The organism is Xanthomonas sp. LMG 12461, assembly GCF_009192935.1.
Lineage (GTDB): Bacteria > Pseudomonadota > Gammaproteobacteria > Xanthomonadales > Xanthomonadaceae > Xanthomonas_A > Xanthomonas_A sontii.
The window spans coordinates 26,889-44,695 of record NZ_NQYT01000062.1 but is presented as its reverse complement, the minus strand read 5'-3'; the positions used below and the strand labels follow the sequence as shown (position 1 = coordinate 44,695).

Annotated in this window: 15 protein-coding genes; 11 read left to right on the top strand and 4 right to left on the bottom strand. The window is 67.9% G+C overall.

Annotated features, from left to right (window positions below):
* Both CEK68_RS16515 and CEK68_RS16510 read left to right on the top strand, forming a co-directional pair.
* Positions 1 to 1,551, top strand: a 1,551-nt coding sequence (locus CEK68_RS16515) for a YadA-like family protein (RefSeq protein WP_193314229.1), incomplete at its 5' end; no start/stop codon positions are given.
* A gap of 132 nt (positions 1,552 to 1,683) precedes the next feature.
* On the top strand, positions 1,684 to 2,517 hold the full coding sequence (locus CEK68_RS16510) for a CDP-diacylglycerol diphosphatase (RefSeq protein WP_226977922.1): 834 nt from the start codon (positions 1,684 to 1,686) through the stop codon (positions 2,515 to 2,517).
* An 88-nt stretch (positions 2,518 to 2,605) separates the two neighbouring features.
* Here the strand turns inward: CEK68_RS16510 and CEK68_RS16505 are convergent, their stop codons facing one another.
* On the bottom strand, positions 2,606 to 3,301 hold the full coding sequence (locus CEK68_RS16505; RefSeq protein ID WP_152182043.1) for a hypothetical protein: 696 nt from the start codon (positions 3,299 to 3,301) through the stop codon (positions 2,606 to 2,608).
* Positions 3,302 to 3,564: 263 nt separating this feature from the next.
* Here CEK68_RS16505 and CEK68_RS16500 point away from each other — a divergent pair, with 263 nt between their 5' ends.
* Positions 3,565 to 4,011, top strand: a complete 447-nt coding sequence (locus tag CEK68_RS16500; RefSeq protein ID WP_152240022.1) for a pesticin immunity protein — start codon at positions 3,565 to 3,567, stop codon at positions 4,009 to 4,011.
* Between the two features lie 178 nt (positions 4,012 to 4,189).
* On the opposite strand, the gene CEK68_RS16495 is transcribed toward CEK68_RS16500, so the two are convergent.
* The 3 genes from CEK68_RS16495 to CEK68_RS16485 are packed head-to-tail and all read right to left on the bottom strand — an operon-like array spanning position 4,190 to position 7,662.
* A complete protein-coding gene (locus CEK68_RS16495; protein WP_152182037.1) occupies positions 4,190 to 5,737 on the bottom strand; it encodes a pseudouridine synthase in 1,548 nt (515 codons plus the stop codon).
* Positions 5,730 to 6,698, bottom strand: coding sequence for an SMC-Scp complex subunit ScpB (gene scpB, locus CEK68_RS16490; RefSeq protein WP_152237425.1), 969 nt, complete (start codon positions 6,696 to 6,698; stop codon positions 5,730 to 5,732). Before scpB ends, CEK68_RS16495 begins: the two co-directional genes overlap by 8 nt.
* 22 nt (positions 6,699 to 6,720) lie before the next feature.
* Complete coding sequence (locus CEK68_RS16485) at positions 6,721 to 7,662, bottom strand: ScpA family protein (RefSeq protein WP_017909690.1); 942 nt, start codon at positions 7,660 to 7,662, stop codon at positions 6,721 to 6,723.
* Positions 7,663 to 8,035: 373 nt separating this feature from the next.
* Between CEK68_RS16485 and CEK68_RS16480 the strand changes: the two genes are divergently transcribed.
* From CEK68_RS16480 to CEK68_RS16445, 8 genes are all read left to right on the top strand, one after another.
* Positions 8,036 to 8,335, top strand: coding sequence for a YciI family protein (locus CEK68_RS16480; RefSeq protein WP_017909689.1), 300 nt, complete (start codon positions 8,036 to 8,038; stop codon positions 8,333 to 8,335).
* Positions 8,332 to 8,616 (top strand): BolA family protein, encoded by a 285-nt coding sequence (locus CEK68_RS16475; protein ID WP_152182034.1) that lies wholly within the window; start codon positions 8,332 to 8,334, stop codon positions 8,614 to 8,616. Before CEK68_RS16480 ends, CEK68_RS16475 begins: the two co-directional genes overlap by 4 nt.
* Positions 8,617 to 8,850: 234 nt before the next feature.
* On the top strand, positions 8,851 to 9,864 hold the full coding sequence (locus CEK68_RS16470; RefSeq protein WP_152182033.1) for a LacI family DNA-binding transcriptional regulator: 1,014 nt from the start codon (positions 8,851 to 8,853) through the stop codon (positions 9,862 to 9,864).
* Positions 9,865 to 9,969: 105 nt separating this feature from the next.
* Positions 9,970 to 12,942 carry a TonB-dependent receptor gene (locus tag CEK68_RS16465; protein ID WP_152240021.1) on the top strand — a complete coding sequence of 991 codons (2,973 nt, stop codon included), beginning with the start codon at positions 9,970 to 9,972 and terminating at the stop codon, positions 12,940 to 12,942.
* Between the two features lie 136 nt (positions 12,943 to 13,078).
* Positions 13,079 to 14,659, top strand: coding sequence for a glucoamylase family protein (locus tag CEK68_RS16460; protein ID WP_173003417.1), 1,581 nt, complete (start codon positions 13,079 to 13,081; stop codon positions 14,657 to 14,659).
* Between the two features lie 44 nt (positions 14,660 to 14,703).
* On the top strand, positions 14,704 to 15,966 hold the full coding sequence (locus CEK68_RS16455; RefSeq protein WP_223875798.1) for a sugar ABC transporter substrate-binding protein: 1,263 nt from the start codon (positions 14,704 to 14,706) through the stop codon (positions 15,964 to 15,966).
* Positions 15,963 to 16,844: a sugar ABC transporter permease gene (locus tag CEK68_RS16450; RefSeq protein ID WP_010342668.1), complete on the top strand. Its 882-nt coding sequence runs from the start codon at positions 15,963 to 15,965 to the stop codon at positions 16,842 to 16,844. The genes CEK68_RS16455 and CEK68_RS16450 overlap by 4 nt, the downstream gene beginning before the upstream one ends.
* Complete coding sequence (locus CEK68_RS16445) at positions 16,841 to 17,677, top strand: carbohydrate ABC transporter permease (protein ID WP_017909683.1); 837 nt, start codon at positions 16,841 to 16,843, stop codon at positions 17,675 to 17,677. Before CEK68_RS16450 ends, CEK68_RS16445 begins: the two co-directional genes overlap by 4 nt.
* The last annotated feature ends 130 nt before the right edge of the window (positions 17,678 to 17,807 follow it).

Sequence of the window (17,807 nt, the reverse complement as noted above, 5' to 3'; positions counted from 1 at the left end):
AACTCATGGAAGAAGTCAGAGGATGTAAGAGGATACACCCCCACCGCCACTGGTGCCGACAGCACCGCGGTGGGAGCGGCGGCGAACGCGTACGGCGACAGCGCGGTGGCGCTGGGCGCAGGCGCGGCGGCGGCGCAGGCCGGCGCCGTGGCGCTGGGCAGCGGCAGCACCACGGACGCGGCGGTGGCGACCACCGGCGGGACCCTCAACGGCACCGCCTACACCTACGCCGGCGCCGCGCCGGGCAGCACGGTGAGCGTGGGCAGCGCCGGCCACGAGCGGACGGTGACCAACGTGGCCGCCGGCCGCGTGTCCGAGACCAGCACCGATGCGGTCAACGGCTCGCAGCTGTATGCCACCAACACCGAGCTAAGCAAGCTCGACGATGCAGTCAAGGGTATCCAGGGCGGCGACGGTGTGAAGTACCTGCGGGTCAATTCGACGGGCAGCGATAGCGTCGCGACCGGCACCGACAGCGTCGCGATCGGCCCCGATGCGGTCGCCAGCAATGCGAAGGACGTGGCGATCGGCTCGGGTACTCGTACCGTGGAGACCACGGCGGTGAGTTCCACAACGCTCGGTGGCTCCAGCTACAACTTCGCCGGCAGCGCGCCGGTCGGTGCGTTCAGTGTCGGCGCGGTGGGGGCGGAGCGGCAGATTCAGAATGTGGCCGCAGGCCGTCTGAGCGCCAGCAGCACCGATGCGGTGAACGGTTCGCAGCTGTATGCCACGAATCAGAAGGTGCAGGACAACTCCAATTCGCTCTCCACGCTACAGAGTTCGCTGACCACGCTCGAGCAGTCCATTGGCGGCATCTCCGGAAATCCCAGCAAAAGCGGCAGCGGCAGCGTCAGCCCCGCCAGCGATGGCAGCAATGGCAGCAACGGTTCGAGCGCCTCATCGGCGACGAACGATGGGTTGGTCGTCGTGGGCAATGACGGCACCTCGGTCGCGGTTGGGCCTACTGCGTCGGCCAAGAGCGCCAGCACCACGGCGATGGGCAGCAACACCACGGCCAGTGGCACGAACGCGACGGCGGTGGGGGCGGATGCGGTCGCATCAGGTGCGGGTAGCGTTGCCGTAGGCAAAGGCGCCACTGCCACGGAGTCCAACAGTGTTGCCATGGGGCAGGGCTCGGTCGCCGACCGTGCCGACACCGTCTCGGTCGGTTCGGCGAGCAACCAGCGCCAGATCACCAACGTCGCCGCCGGCACCGAACGCACCGATGCGGTCAACCTGGGACAGTTGCAGGATGGCTTGGACAGCGTAGAGGACTGGTCGCGCGCCTACACCGACTCCCGCGTGGATCAGGTGGATCGGCGCGCCAGCGCCGGCGTGGCCGCGGCGATGGCGATGGCCAGCCTGCCCCAGGCGTATCAACCGGACCAGAGCGCGGCGGGCGTCTCGTTGAGCTCGTTCCGTGGCGAACAGGCGATCGCGTTCGGCGTTTCCACGATCAGCGGAAGCGGCCGCTACCTGTTCAAGGTCAACGCCAGCGCCACCACGCGCGGCGATGCCGGCGTGGCCGTCGGCGCGGGTGTGGTCTGGTAACAAGCACCGCTGGCGCCGGCCGGACGCCTCTGTGTCGGCCGGCGCTTCCTTTCATTTTCCTGGTCACAAGCGCGTCCGAGGACGCGTTTCTTTTTGTCGGCTGCGTACGCGGCTGTGGAAGAGAAGTCGTAGATGAGCAGATCCGGATATCGCGCCTTCGGCATCGTGGCGCTCGCTTTGATGTGGCTAGGGACCGCACTGGCGATATATCGCCATCATGCCAATGCCTTGTGGCATCTCGTCCACCGGCGCTGCGAGGTCAGTGCGCGGGGCTCCGGGGTGCCGGCGCCGTGCCGGACCCTGGACCCTGCGCAGGGCTATGCTCTCCTGCAGGACGAGCGCGGCCGAGCGCATGCCTGGCTGGTGCCGACCCGCCGCATCATCGGAGCCGCCAATCTCGCGTTGCAGCGCCAGGACACGCCGAACTACTTCTGGCTGGCATGGCGGGCCCGTGGCGTGCTGTCGGATTTGCTGGGTGCGCCGGTTCCGGATACTGCGGTGGCCGTCGTGGTGGATGCGCAGACGCTGCCTTCGCAGAACCAGTTGCACCTGCACATCGCCTGTCTGCGCGCGGACATCCGTGAGCAGTTGGCGGTGGCAGGCCCGTATTGGGATGCACACTGGAACGGATATTGGCTAAAGGGCCGTCGCTACTACCTGCGGACGCTGAGCGAGGCGGAACTGGCAATGCGCAGCCCGTTCCTGCGCGTGGCCGAGGAGTTGCCCGGTGCCAGCGGCAACCTGGAACGCTACGGGCTGGCCCTGACCGTGCTGCAGGACGGCCGGTTCGTGTTGCTGGCGCTGCCGCGCACCTTGCTGGGCCGGGGCGCGAACCTGGGAGCGGCGCGCGTGCTGCAGGACGACAATTGCGCGACCGCAGGTACGCGCAGTTTTCCCGCATCCTGGTACTCGAACGTGATGCGGCCAGGCGGTCATGCTCGTGTGGAGCTGGCAGGCGAGAGATAGCGGCGCGGTCGCCGTTCGGTTGCGCGGCATGTACGTGTTGCCGCACAGGCAGCGGCCAGCGCGGCCGCTGCGCCGTGCAGCAAGCCCATCACTGCTGCGCGAACACCCAGGCCAACTGGCCGCGTACCGGCTCGGGCGTCGCCAGGGCCTGGCGGTACAGGGTCCGCGCCGTCCAGCAGGCGTCCTCGTCGCTGGCCTTGGCGATCTCCGGCAGCACCCGCATCAGGCGCTGCTGCTGGTCGGCGGGCAGCGACTTGACCAGGGTGCCCATCGCCGCCTGGATCTGCTCCTGGCTCACCGGCTGCGCCGGGGTCTTGTTCAACTCCGCGTCGGTGGCCTTCAGCGAGACCTCGAACCAGCGGTCGATCTGCGCCTGCGGCAGCTTTTCCAGGCCCGACAGCATCGCCGCGCTCAGCGCCTGCGCATCGTTGGGGTTGCCGCCGCGCGCCAGCACGGCGCACTGCGGTACGTCGACCTTGTCGCTGACCTGCGACAGGATCTGCAGGCGCTGTTCCAGCGTGGCGTGGTCCAGTCGCGCGATGCCGTTCTGCGCCAGTTGGAAGCCGGCCTGCTGCGCCTGCGGGCCGCTCTGCTTGAGCAGCGCCACGTAGCGCGGGTCGTTGGCCAGCTTGCGCAGCATGCGATCGAACGGCGCGTGCAGCGGCGAACTGGCCGGGTAGGGGTTCTGCGCCGCGGCGATCTCTTCCTGGGCCTTCTGCTGCGCCTTCTGGCAGGCGCCGAGGCTCAGCACGCCGGCGATCAGCAGCGGCAGGGCGATCTTCATCTTCCGTGTCATCGGGAATTCCTGGTCGGTGAGGGCGGCCACCCGCGGCGGCCGCCAGATGCGCCAGGATATCGGCTTCGCCCGTGCAGGGCGAACGGCGCGACAGCGGGTGGGCTGATGTCGCCACGTCCCTGTCGTTCGAGCCTGCGAGACGCTGTCGGGCGCCGCCTGGTCGGCGGCCACCGCGCACGGCAATCTCCATCGGGCGCCGGCGTTCCCGGCGCTTATCATCCGATCCTGCCTCCGCACGCGAGATCGTCCGCATGACCTCCGGAATGCTTGTTGGCCTTCTCGCGCTGGGCGTCGGCGCGTCGTCTCCGGTTGTATCGCAGCAGGCAGGCGTCGTCGACGCGGTCATCCAGCAGCTTGATCTGACCTCGTTCCCCAACTCGGTCGGCCCCCGCCGTCTGCCGGGGAAGACGACGTTCGCGGACTATGGTTTCGTGGATGTCACCAAAACCGCCCATGGCGCGCGCCTGCTCGAGGCCGACAAGGGCTGGATGATGCGCTTCGAGGTGCTGTCGGCCGATGCCACGTCCGTACGTCTGTGCTTCCATGACACGGGATTGGCCAGGCCCGGCGCGACACAGGCCCCCAGCTACGATGCAACCTCCGCGCTGCTCGTCTCCACAGCGTCTCAGGGCAAGTGGACCGCCAAGCAGATCCCGGCGGGGTTTGCGGGCTGCAAGAACGCGCCTGCCGGCGCGTGAGTGCACGTGGGGCGGCCGCGATGCGGGCCGTCGCACCACCTGGGTGAGGGGCTGCCGCGGCCTGATGGCGCGCGCCGTCCCCGTGGTCGATAGCGTCCCCAAAAAAAACAGGGCGCCGCTTGCGCAGGCGCCCTGTCGGGTGCGGAGCGGGCCGGCGCGCACGGCGCCGGCGTGGTCCTCAGCCGCCGCGCGGACCGCGGTTGCCGCCGCCGCCGGGACGGCCGCCGCCACCCGGAGGACGCCCGCCGGCCGGGCGGTTGCCGCCGCCGGGGCGTCCGCCTGGACCCGGGCCGCGCTTCTGGCCGCCGGCCGGGCGCGCGGCGCGCGGCGCGGCGCCGTAGGGGTTGAAGCCGGGGGTGGCGTGGTCGGATGGGAAGCTCGGCGCGTTGCCCGGATGCCCGTAGGGGTGCGCCTTGCGCTGCTGGCCCTGGCCCTGACCGCGGCCCTGGCCGGCGCCCGCACCAGCGCCGGCACCGGCCGGACGCGGCTTGGCGTAGGGACGCCCCTGGCCCTGACCCTGGCCACGACCGCCGGGACCGGCGTTGCGGTGGCCGGTCGGGCCGGTGCTGACGCCATCGGGCACGTACCAGGTGCGGAACGCGGCGGGGTTGCCGTCCGGCAGCGGCTTGGGGCCCTTCGGGGCGCGCTGCTTGAACGGCTTCTGCGCCTGCTTGGCGGCCATTTCGCCGCTCACGGTCAGGCCGCCGTGCGGCTTCTTGCCGCCGCGGCCGCGGCCGCGGTCCTCGCGGAACGTGTCGAAGCGGCGCAGCTCGCGGCCTTCGTCGGCGGTGTTGTGGCCGTTGACGTAGGCATTGCCGCCGCGGCCGACCTGCACGGTGGCCTTGGCCGCCTTGCGCTGGCCGATCACCGGCTGCAGGGTCAGCGCCGACGGGGTGCCTTCCTCCAGCTTCAGCTCGGCGCGCAGCGCCTCGACCTTGTCCTGCGCCAGTTCCATCGAATGCCCGCGCAGCAGTTCGCGCGGCAGCGCGATCTTGCCGTAGCGGGTGCGCTTGAGCCGGCTGACCTGGCAGCCCTGCGATTCCCACAGGCGCCGTACTTCGCGGTTGCGGCCTTCCTTGACCACCACCCGGAACCAGTCGTGCGAGTCGGTGCCGCCGATGCGTTCGATCTCGTCGAACTTGGCGCCGCCGTCCTCCAGCAGCACGCCGCGCGAGAGCCGCTCGATCATGCTGTCGGGCACGGTCTCTTCGCCTTCCGGGGCGCGCACGCGCACCACGTACTCGCGCTCGATCTCGTAGGAGGGGTGCATCATCGCGTTGGCCAGCTCGCCGTCGGTGGTGAGCAGCAGCAGGCCGGTGGTGTTGATGTCCAGGCGGCCGATCGCGATCCAGCGCGCGCCCTTCAGCGCCGGCAGCGCCTCGAAGATGGTCGGGCGGCCTTCGGGATCTTCGCGCGTGGTCACTTCGCCTTCGGGCTTGTTGTAGATCAGCACGCGCGAGGGCTCGGTCAGCGCGCTGGCGACGAAGCTGCGGCCGTCCAGCTCGATCTTGTCGCCGCTGCGGATCGACATGCCGGTCTGCGCGACCTCGCCGTTGACCTTGACCAGGCCGTCGGCGATGCGCTGTTCCAGCGCCCGGCGCGAGCCCAGTCCGGCCTGGGCCAGGACCTTGTGCAGGCGTTCTTCCAGTTTCGGCTGCTCGGCGGCAGCGGCGTCGCGCTTGAGCGAGAGCTTGTTCAACGACAGCTTGCGGGAGGTGTCACTCATTTACTTGGCTCCGGCCGGCGCGTTGCGCGTCGGCCTGTGGTTCGGAATCGGCATCGTCAACAGCCACGGTCGTCGTCGCGACGGCGTTGTCTTCGGCTTCGTTCGCATCCGCCGCGCGCTCTCCCGGCGCGGCTTCGGGTTCGCCCGTCGGGGCGGTCGTGGAATCCGTGGCCGCCGGCGCGTGGGCGTCGTCGGTCACGGGGGTGTGCGGTGCTGCGGTGTCGCGTGCTTCTGCGTCGGCGGCAGCGTCGGCATCGGCCGCGTCTGCCTGCGCCGTCGCGGCAGGCTCGGCGGGTTCGCCGGCGGCTGCGGCCTGCGCCGTGGTGTCGCCCTGGTTGCCCTGATCGGCCGCGTCGCCCGGCGCGGCGTCGGCCTGGGCCATGTCGCCGACCGGCAGCGCGTCGCGGTCCAGCGGCAACTGCGGCTCCAGTTCGCCGATGTCCTTGAGTTCGGACAGCGGCGGCAGTTCGTCCAGGCGCTTGAGCCCGAAATAATCCAGGAAGGTCTTGGTGGTGCCGAACAGCGCCGGCTTGCCCGGCACGTCGCGGTGCCCGACCACGCGGATCCACTCGCGCTCTTCCAGCGCCTGGATGATGTTGCTGCTGACCGCCACGCCACGCACCTGCTCGATCTCGCCGCGGGTGATCGGCTGCCGGTAGGCGATCAGCGCCAGGGTCTCCAGCGTGGCGCGGGTGTAGCGGGTCTTGCGCTCGGTCCACAGCCGCGCCACCCAGGCGTGCACGTCGCTGCGCACCTGGTAGCGGAACCCGGAGGCGACTTCGACCAGTTCCACACCGCGGCCCTCGCATGCCTCGCGCAGCAGTTCCAGCGCGCGCTCGATGCTGCCTGGCGGCGCGGGTTCCTCCTCCGGGAACAGGCCGTGCAACTGCGCCAGCGGCAACGGCTGGTTGGCGGCGAGCAGGGCGGCCTCGACGATGCGGTTGATCAGCGCTTGATCCATGCGGGGGCGGGTTCTCGGTGGCTCAGGTGGTGGCGTCGGCGGCGTCGCTGTCGTCGAACTCGCTGTTGAACTGCAGCGGCGCGTTGGTGTTGCCCAGTGCCAGCGACTTGACGTAGATCGGCGGCATCGGCGGCCGCTCGGCGGCCTCGGCGGGGACGTGCGCCAGCGGTTCCTGGACGATGTCCAGCAACTGCTCCTTGGCCAGTTCCAGCAGCGCCAGGAAGGTGACCAGCACGCCCAGCTTGCCTTCCTCGGCACTGAACAGCGATTCGAAACGGTGGAACTTGCCGTCGTCCAGACGGCCCAGCACATCGCCCATGCGCTGGCGCACGCTCAGCGCCTCGCGCTTGATGGCGTGGCCGCTGAACAGTTCGGCGCGCTTGAGCACGTCGTACAGCGCCAGCAGCATTTCCTTCAACTCCACCGGCGGCGGCAGCTTGACCGCGGCACGGTCCGGCACATGGGCGTGCACCGGGGTGGTGTCGCGGTCCTGCCGCGGCAGCGCGTCGATGTCCTCGGCCGCCTGCTTGAAGCGTTCGTACTCCTGCAAGCGGCGGACCAGTTCGGCGCGCGGGTCCGTTTCCTCGCCGTCCTCGGCCGGCGGCCGCGGCAGCAGCATCCGCGACTTGATCTCGGCCAGGATCGCGGCCATCACCAGGTATTCGGCCGCCAGTTCGAAGCGCAGCTCCTGCATCACGTTGATGTAGTCCACGTACTGCCGGGTGATCTCGGCGACGGGGATGTCCAGGATGTCCAGGTTCTGCCGGCGGATCAGGTACAGCAGCAGGTCCAGCGGGCCTTCGAACGCATCCAGGATCACTTCCAGCGCATCCGGCGGGATGTACAGATCCTGCGGGATCTGCAGGACCGGCTGCCCATGCACGACCGCCAGCGGCATTTCCTGCTGCTGTGGCGGGGTCGTCTGGGTTGGCGGGTTCGCGTCGAGCGCGAGTTCGGAAGTCATCGGTTGGACATCGGTGTTGCGGTAGCGAAGGGCCGGGCAGGCGCGACCCGGCGCGGCTCCTTGCCGGCAGTGCTGCGGTTCAATGGCGCGTCGTCCCCGCAACGCGCTCGGTACTTCAACAAGACACACGACGCACGCCACGCGTGTCGTGGCGGCGGGAACTGCAGAGGAGGACGTCTGCGCGGGCGGTGTCAGGCAGCGAATCGGTCGTCGGAAGGGGCTTGGGGTCGCCGATCACCGACGGGCCGCTGCATCCGGCCGCGTGCAATACGACCAAGGGTAATGCGCCGGCGGGGTCGGTGTCCAGCGCCGCCGTGCCGGGGCAGGTTCTACAATGACAGGTCTTTGGATAGGCAACGAGGGCGGAGACGCGATGTGGTACGTGATCGAGGGGTACGACGTGGCCGATGCGCTGCCGCGGCGGGCGGCGGCGCGGCCGGCGCATCTGCAGCGGCTGACCGCATTGCAGGAAGCCGGGCGGCTGTTGTTGGCCGGGCCGTGCCCGGCGATCGACGCCGAGGATCCGGGTCCGGCCGGCTTCAGCGGCAGCCTGGTGGTGGCCGCGTTCGACTCGCTGGCCGAGGCGCGGGCCTGGGCCGAGGCCGATCCGTATGTCGATGCCGGCGTCTACGCCCGGGTCGAGGTGCGGCCGTTCCGCAAGGTGCTGCCATGAGCCAGGTCGGCGCCGAGCGGGTGGCGCGGATCCGCGCCGCGCTGGAGGCGGCGTTCGCGCCGCAGGCGCTGGAGGTCGAGGACGACAGCCATCGCCATGCCGGCCACGCCGGCGCGCGCGATGGCCGGGGACATTTCAATGTCCGCGTGGTCAGTGCGGCCTTTGCCGGCATGGCGCCGCTGGCCCGCCACCGTGCCGTCTACGCGGCGCTGGGCGAGATGATGCAGACCGACATCCACGCGCTGTCGATCCGCGCCGAGGTGCCGGGCACGGGCGGCTGACACCTGCCGGCGACGGCTGCCGCCGGTCCAAACAGGGGTGTGCACCCCGGGAAAAAGCGGAATCTGCACCTGGATTATGCTGCATTGCGGCACGATTCCGACCGGTTTCTCATTATTCAAGTGACTGAAAAATAAGGCGTTTATTGTAAAAATAACAAAGGGCTTCTGCCTCGCGCTGAAAACGATTACAGTCCGCGCCAGTTTCTCAAGGTCTCTGCCGCGGAGGGCGGCACGATGGCGAAGAGCGCGGTTACCATCAAAGACGTCGCACGCGAGGCCCGGGTTTCCGTGGCCACCGTGTCGCGTGCGCTCAATGGCCACGAAAACGTGGCCGCACCGGTGCGCACCCTGGTGCTGGAAGTGGCCGAGCGCCTGCGCTACAGCCCGCATGCGGCGGCGCGCAGCCTCAGCAGCCGCCGCACCCAGACCCTGGGCGTGGTGCTGCCCGACCTGTACGGCGAATTCTTCTCCGAACTGATCCGCGGCATCGACGGTGCCGCCCGCGCGCGCCGCCAGCACCTGCTGGTGTCCAGCTACCACGGCGACCCGGAAGAGCAGGGGCGGGCGCTGCGGGCGATGCGCGGCCGCGTCGACGGCCTGCTGGTGCTGTCGCCGTATGCCGAGCGCCCGGGCTTTCTCACCGACAACCTGCCGCAGGCGTTGCCGACGGTGTTGATCAACACCCACCTGCCGGGCACCGAATATCCCGTGCTGAGCATCGACGACCACGCCGGCGCGGTGGCGATGACGGAGCACCTATTGGCGATGGGGCATCGCCGCATCGCCTTCATCGGCGGTCCGGAACTGAACTTCGACGCGCGCGAACGCCTGCGCGGCTTCCGCGACGCCGTGGCACGCCATTCCGGCGAAGCGCATGGCCAGGAGTTCCCGGGCGATTTCGACGAAGCCTCCGGCTATCGCGCCGGACAGGCGATGCTGCAGGCCGGCACGCTGCCCGATGCGGTGTTCGCCGCCAACGACATGACCGCGCTCGGCTGCCTCTACGCCTTCACCCAGAGCGGCGTGCGCGTGCCCAACGACATCGCGTTGGCCGGCTTCGACGACATTCCGCTGGCGCGTTTCGTTCACCCATCCCTCACCACCATGCGCGTCAGCATCGCCGGGCTTGGTGAGCAGGCGATGCACCGCCTCCTGCAATTGATCGATCGGCCCGACGCGGACGACCGGCAGCGGCAGACCCTGGTTCCTACGTTGGTCGTGCGCGATTCCAGCACGGCCCGTTCCTGATGCGACGCACTCTTCTGCGCCGCATCGCTTGTTCCACTTCGTTCCATCGAAGCACCACGCACCACCCATAACGAGCATCACGTCTTCCTGGAGGGAAAACCCCACATGCAACACACCCCGCACTCCGCCCGGCCCACGCGCAAGCTGTTGAGCTGCGCCCTCGCCAGTTGTCTGCTGCTGGGCGCCGCGCCGGCATTTGCGCAAAGCACCGGTGCCACCATCCGCGGCCAGGTCAAGGTCGATTCGGCGCCGGCCGCGTCCGCGCAGGTCACTGCCACCAACCTGGCCACCGGTCTGAGCCGCAGCGTGCAGACCAGCAACGGCACCTATTCGGTCGGCGGTCTGCCGCCGGGTTCCTACCGCATCGACGTCACCGCCGACGGCAAGACCACCTCGCAGAACGTCACCGTGCAGGTCGGCCAGACCGCCACCCTGGATCTGGGCGTGGGCGGCGAAGCGGCCACCGCCAACGGGCAGGGCGCGACCACGCTCGACGCGGTGCAGGTGCAGGCGCCGCCGGTGCTGGTGGAAACCCGTACCTCGGAGAACGCCACCTACATTTCCAACGCGCAGATCGAGAAGCTGCCGCAGGCCACGCGCAACTTCCTTGAACTCGCCGACAGCGTGCCGAGCGTGCAGTTCCAGCGCGATGCCAAGGGCAACACCACGGTGCGCTCCGGCGCGACCTCGGCCAACGGCACCAACGTCTACATCGACGGCATCAGCCAGAAGAACTACGTGCTGACCGGCGGCGTCAGCGGCCAGGATTCCAGCCGCGGCAACCCGTTCCCGCAGTCGGCGATCGGCGAGTACAAGGTCATCACCTCCAACTACAAGGCCGAGTTCGACCAGGTCAGCAGTGCGGCGATCGTCGCCTCGACCAAGTCCGGCACCAACGATTTCCACGGCAGCTTCTTCTGGGATACGACCAACGACGACTGGCGTGCCGAAAGCCCGCTGGAGCGCAAGGCCGGCCAGCGCGACGACTTCTCCGAGACCCAGTACGGCGCCACCTTCAGCGGCCCGATCCTCAAGGACCGCGCGCACTTCTTCGTGGCCTACGAGGCCAAGGAATACACCACGCCGAACACGGTGATTCCGGGCGGCATCTACGCCGACCGCGTCGACCAGCTGCCGGCGCAGCTGCAGCCGCTGGTCGCCACCTACAGCACGCCGTTCAAGGAAGACCTGTACTTCGGCAAGATCGACTGGACCCTGGGCGACAACAACCTGTTCGAGCTGACCGGCAAGTACCGCAAGGAAGACGAGCTGTCGGACATCGGCAACACCACCACCTACCAGCACGGCAGCAGCAACGGGCAGAAGGAAAAGCGCGCCAACCTGCGCTGGCAGTACAGCGGCGAGGCCTTCCTCAACGATCTGAACCTGAGCTACGAGAGCGCGTTCTGGACCCAGACCCCGCTCACCGACGGCAGCGGCTACGTGCTGTCCTATGTGCCGCAGGCCGGCAACGAGACCACCATCCTCAGCGCCGGCGCCGGCAGCAGCTTCCAGAACAAGGGCCAGAAGGGCTGGACCCTGCAGGACGACCTGACCCTCAACAGCCTCGACTGGCACGGCAGCCACACCATCAAGATGGGCCTGAAGTACAAGGACATCCAGCTCGATTCGACCCAGATCAATCCGGCCAATCCGCAGTACTACTACAACATCCTCAGCGATGTCGGCACCCCGTACCGGGTGCGCTTCGGCGACACCGGCGACGGCGGTTCGGTGCAGTCGCAGAACAAGCAGTACGGCATCTACCTGCAGGACGACTGGGAGGTCAACGAGCACCTGACCCTGAACCTGGGCGTGCGCTACGACTACGAGAAGACCCCGTCGTTCCTCGACTTCGTCACCCCGGCCGACGTCGCCAGCGCGCTGTTGAACTGGCGCAATCTGGACAACGCCAACTACGACATCGCCAACTACATCAGCAGCGGCAACAACCGCAAGGCGTTCAAGGATGCCTGGCAGCCGCGCCTGGGCTTCTCCTACGACCTGTTCGGCGACCAGGCGCACGTGATCTACGGCGGTGCCGGCCGTGCGTACGACCGCAACCTGTTCGACTACCTGGCGCTGGAGCAGCTCAACAACAACTTCCGCTCCTACAGCTACTACTTCAGCAGCGCCAACACGCCGTGCCTCGGCCAGCCGTGCGTGGCATGGGACCCGAGCTATGCGACCCAGGCCGGCCTGAACGGGCTGGCCGCCTCCACCACCGCCGGCACCGGCGGCGGCCGCGAGGTGTACCTGATCGACAACAACATCAAAGTGCCGTACTCCGACCAGTTCAGCCTGGGCATGCGCAACATGCTGCATTTCTGGGGCAACGACTGGTACACGGACGTGACCCTGAGCCACATCGTCAGCGAGGACGGCTTCGTGTTCCTGCGCGGCAACCGCCGTGCCGACGGTTCGTTCTTCCTGCCCGGCACCACCTCCGGCGTGCCCACCGACTCGCCCAATGGCTACAGCGCGATCGTGCTCGGCACCAACGGCCTGAAGACGCGCAACAACCAGCTGGCGCTGAAGCTGGACAAGCCCTACGACAAGGAGTCCGGCTGGGGCCTGACCGTGGCCTACACCTTCTCCGACGCGAAGGAAAACCGCCAGTACGGCGAGCACTATGCGCTGGACCAGCCGTCGATGGCCGGCTACGGCTGGCGTGAGGCCGGCGGCATCCCGAAGAACCGCCTGGTGGTGACCGGCATCTACGATCTGCCGTACGACGTCACCCTGTCGGCCAAGCTGTCGTTGGCCAGCCAGACCCCGCGCTACGGCACCAACTGCCTGGCGGGCAACGACCAGTGCTATATCATTCAATACAAGCCGGACGCCACGCTGGGCTACAAGGAATTCAGCCTGGCGGCGAACAAGGAATGGGATACCGGGTCGGGCATCAAATTCAACGTGCGCGCCGATGTCATCAATCTGTTCAACTGGACCAACTACGCGGACTACAACACCGCAACCGGAACGTACGCCGATCTGAATACGGCGTTCGGTACGCCGAACGGCGTGCTCGCCTCGCCGATGCGGACGTTCAAGCTGTCGTTCGGCTTGAACTGGTAAGCAAGGTCGCCGCGGCTCCCGTGCACCGGGGGCCGCGGCGATGCGGAAGTGGGGTATTTTTTGCGTGCATGTAAACGATTTCACGGGGGGCACGATGAAGAAGCAGCGCAGGTTCATCAGGTTTTCGTTGATGGTGATGGCAGCAGGGGTGCTGCTGACGGCGTGTAAGAAGGTCGAGGAGCCGAAGGCGGTGGAGAAGAAGCCGGTGCAGGTGATCCTGGTCGAGGCGGAACTGCCGCCCAAACCGCTGAAGCCCGAGCTGCCGCAACTGTTCAGCGACATCGAGCGGCGCACTTTCCAGTTCTTCTGGGACACCACCAACGACACCAATGGCCTGACTCCCGACCGCTTCCCGTCGCGTCCGTTCGCCAGCATCGCGTCGGTGGGGTTCTCGCTGACGGCGTATCCCATCGGCATCGAGAACGGCTGGATCAGCCGGACTCAGGCGGTGGATCGCACCCTGACCACGCTGAAGTTCTTCCGCGATGCGCCGGTCGGCCCGCAGCGCACCGGCAAGGCCGGCTACAAGGGCTTCTATTACCACTTCCTGGACATGCAGAACGGCCACCGTTACGACAGCTGGGTGGAGCTGTCGAGCGTGGATACCGCGCTGCTGATGATGGGCGTGCTGTTCGCGCAGTCGTACTACGACGGCGACGACCCGCGCGAGAAGGAGATCCGCGAGATCGCCGACACGCTGTACCGGCGCGTGGACTGGACCTGGCTGCAGCAGCGCGATCCGCTGATCTCGATGGGCTGGTTCCCCGAAAGCGGCTTCATCAGCCACGACTGGATGGGCTACAACGAAGCGATGATGCTGTACGTGCTGGCCTTGGGATCGCCCACCCATGCGGTGAGCCCGGATGCGTGGACGGTGTGGACCCGCACCTACAACAACGACTGGGGCGTGTACTACGGCCAGGAATACCTGTCGTTCGGGCCGATGTTCGCGCACCAGTACAGCCATGTCTGGATCGACTTCCGCGACATCCAGGACCAGTACATGCGCGAGCGCGGCATCGACTACTTCCTCAACAGCCGCCGCGCGGTGCTCGCGCAGCGCGAGTACGCCATCGCCAATCCGATGAAGTGGAAGGACTACGGCGAGAACGTGTGGGGCCTGACCGCCAGCGACGGGCCGCAGAACACCGAGCAGGAGTATCGCGGCGAACAACGCCAGTTCCGCCACTATTCCTCGCGCGGCGCCGGCCTGCGCGAGAACTTCGACGACGGCACCATCGCGCCGACCGCGGCGGTGGCCTCGCTGGTGTTCGCGCCGGAAGTGGTGATTCCGGCCACCGAGGAGATGCACAAGCGCTACGGCGACTTCATCTACTCCAGCTACGGCTTCCTGGATTCGTTCAACCCCAGCTTCAACTACGATATCCCGCTCAAGACCGGGCGCGTCGTGCCCGGACGCGGCTGGGTCTCCAGCGACTACATCGGCATCGACCAGGGCCCGATCCTGACCATGATCGCCAACTACCGCAACGAGTTCGTCTGGAACGTGATGAAGAAGAACAAGTACATCCGCACCGGACTGGAGCGCGCCGGCTTCAGCGGCGGCTGGCTCACTCCGGAGGGCGAGGCGCAGCCGGTGCCGAAGAAGGACGAGCAGGCCGCCGCGGCGCGGGCGATCGGCATCGCCGAGTCGCGCGCCGCCGCCGCGCAGGCGCAACAGAACCCCGACCAACGCCAGCCGCAGAAGCCCGAATGAGCGCAGCACGCATGATCGGTCGTTGGGTGTCGCTGGGCTTGCTGATGGTGGCCGTGTGCGGGTGCGCGCGCGCGCCGCAGGGCGAGGTGGTGCGGTTCTGGGCGATGGGCCGCGAGGCCGAGGTGGTGGCTGAGCTGATCCCGGAGTTCGAGAAGGAGAATCCCGGCATCCACGTGGACATCCAGAACATCCCGTGGACCGCCGCGCACGAGAAGCTGCTGACCGCCTTCGCCGCCGACGGCCTGCCGGACGTGTGCCAGCTGGGCAACACCTGGATCCCGGAATTCGCCGAGCTGGGCACGCTGCAGCCGCTGCAGCCCTATGTCGAGCGCTCCAAGGTGGTCGACCCGAAGGACTATTTCCCCGGCATCTGGGACACCAGCGTCATCGATGGCCAGCTCTACGGCATCCCCTGGTACGTGGACACGCGCCTGCTGTTCTATCGCAAGGACATGCTGCGCGACGCCGGGGTGACCAAGCTGCCGCAGACCTGGGCCGAGTGGGAGCAGGCGATGGCGGCGGTGAAGAAGCATGTCGGGCCGAAGCGCTACGCCATCCTGATGCCGCTCAACGAGTTCGAGCAGCAACTGTCGCTGGGCCTGCAGCTGCCCGATCCGCTGCTGCGCGACCACAACAACTACGGCAACTTCGAAAGCCCCGGCTTCCGCAAGGCGCTGGCGTTCTACGCCAACATGTTCGACCAGGGCTGGGCGCCGAAGATGTCGGAGACGCAGATCTCCAACGTCTGGGACGAGTTCTTCAACGGTTTCTACGCGTTCTACATCTCCGGCCCGTGGAACATCCGCGAGTTCCGCAAGGTGCAGCCGGCCGCGCTCAAGGACCAGTGGGGCACCATGCCGCTGCCGGGCCCGGACGGCCCCGGCGCCGGCATCGCCGGCGGCACCAGCCTGGTGATCTTCCGCAAGTCCGAGCACAAGGACGCGGCGTGGAAGCTGATCGAGTTCCTGTCGCGGCCGCAGATCCAGGCGCGCTTCCACGCGCTGATCGGCGACATGCCGCCGCGGCGCAGCACCTGGGCATATCCGTCGCTGGCCGACGATCCGCTGGCGCACGCCTTCCGCGATCAGCTGGAGCGGGTCAAGCCGGCACCGAAGGTGCTGGAGTGGGAGCGCATCGTGCAGGAGATGCGGCTGGCCACCGAGCGCGTGGTGCGCGGCGGTGAGCCGCAGGAGAAGGCGATGCGGGAACTGGACAAGCGGGTCGACGAGATCCTGGAGAAACGCCGCTGGATCCACCAGCAGCATCGCGAAGGCACGGCGGCGCCGGCCGCGGGAGCGGCGCCATGAAGCGCGGTTCCCTGATCGGCTGGCTGTTCGCCGGCCCGGCGCTGATCGTGATCGGCGTGTTCTTCGGCCTGCCGGTGCTGTCGGCGCTGGCGCTGAGCGTCACCGACTTCGACCTGTATTCGCTGGCCGACCGCCACAACCTGCGCTTCGTCGGCTTCGGCAACTACATCGAGTTGCTGCAGACGCCGATGTTCTGGAAGTCGCTGTGGAACACCACGTACTTCGTGATCGTAGGCGTGCCGCTGTCCATCGGCGCTTCGCTGGGCGCGGCGCTGCTGCTGAACGCGCCGGTGGCGCGCTTCAAGGCGCTGTTCCGCACCGCGCTGTTCGCGCCGGTGGTGACCACGCTGGTGGCGGTGGCGGTGATCTGGCGCTACCTGTTCCACACCAGCTACGGCCTGGTCAACTACGGCCTGGCGCACCTGGGTATCGGCCCGATCGACTGGCTCGGCGACCCGCACTGGGCGATGCCGACCATCATGCTGTTCGCGGTGTGGAAGAACTTCGGCTACAACATGGTGATCTTCCTCGCCGGCCTGCAGGCGATTCCGCAGGACCTGTACGAGGCCGCGCGCATCGACGGCGCCTCGAAGTGGCGGCAATTCCTGCACATCACCCTGCCGATGCTGGGGCCGGTGCTGCTGGTGGTCGGGGTGATCACCGTGTCCGGCTACTTCCAGCTGTTCGCCGAACCCTACGTGATGACCCGCGGCGATCCCCTGCAGAGCACGGTCAGCGTGCTGTATTACATGTTCGAGGAAGGCTTCAAGTGGTGGAACCTCGGCCGCGCGTCGGCAGTGGCGTTCCTGCTGTTCCTGATCATCCTGGGAGTGACGACGGTGATGCTGCGCTTCGGCCGCAAGAGGGACTTGGTATGAGCCGGGAGATCGGCGCCTCGCGCTGGAACACGCTGCTGGTCAACGGCGGGCTGCTGCTGCTCGCCGTGATCAGCCTGGCGCCGCTGTTGTGGATGGTGTCGGTGTCGTTCATGCCGGCCGGGCAAGCGAGTCGTTTCCCGCCGCCGATGCTGCCCACCGGCGCCACCCTGGCCAACTACGGCGAGCTGTTCTCGCGCACCGGCATGGCCCGCAACTTCGCCAACAGCCTGCTGGTGTCGTGCGCGATCACCTTCGGCTCGCTGCTGATCAACACCATGGCCGGCTATGCCTTCGCCAAGCTGCGCTTCGTCGGCAAGGAGCGGATCTTCCAGATCCTGCTGGCGGCGCTGGTGATCCCGGCGCAGGTGGCGATGCTGCCGCTGTTCCTGCTTATGAAGCAGCTGCACCTGGTCAACAACTTCGGCGGCGTGGTCGTGCCGGCGCTGGCGACGGTGTTCGGCATCTTCCTGGTGCGCCAGTACGCGCGTTCGATCCCGGACGAGCTGCTGGAGGCCGCGCGCATCGACGGTGCCGGCGAGCTGCGGATCTTCTTCCAGATCGTGCTGCCGATGCTCAAGCCGGTGCTGGTGACGCTGACCATCTTCACCTTCATGGCCGCGTGGAACGACTTCATGTGGCCGCTGATCGTGCTGACCGATCAGGAGCACTACACCTTGCCGGTGGCGCTGGCGGCGCTGTCGCGCGAGCACATCATGGACGTGGAGATGATGATGGCCGGCGCGGTGGTCACGGTGGTCCCGGTGCTGGCGCTGTTCCTGGCGCTGCAGCGCTACTACATCCAGGGCCTGCTGCTCGGCAGCGTGAAGGGGTGAGCGAACGCGCTTGCGAGCCATTGGCTCGCGCGTTCGTGAACGCCTGGCCATGGATGGCCAGGCCGGACGATCTGGTGTGGGATTGTCACGCCATGGATGGCAGCGGTGAAGCGGAACATCGAGCGCCACT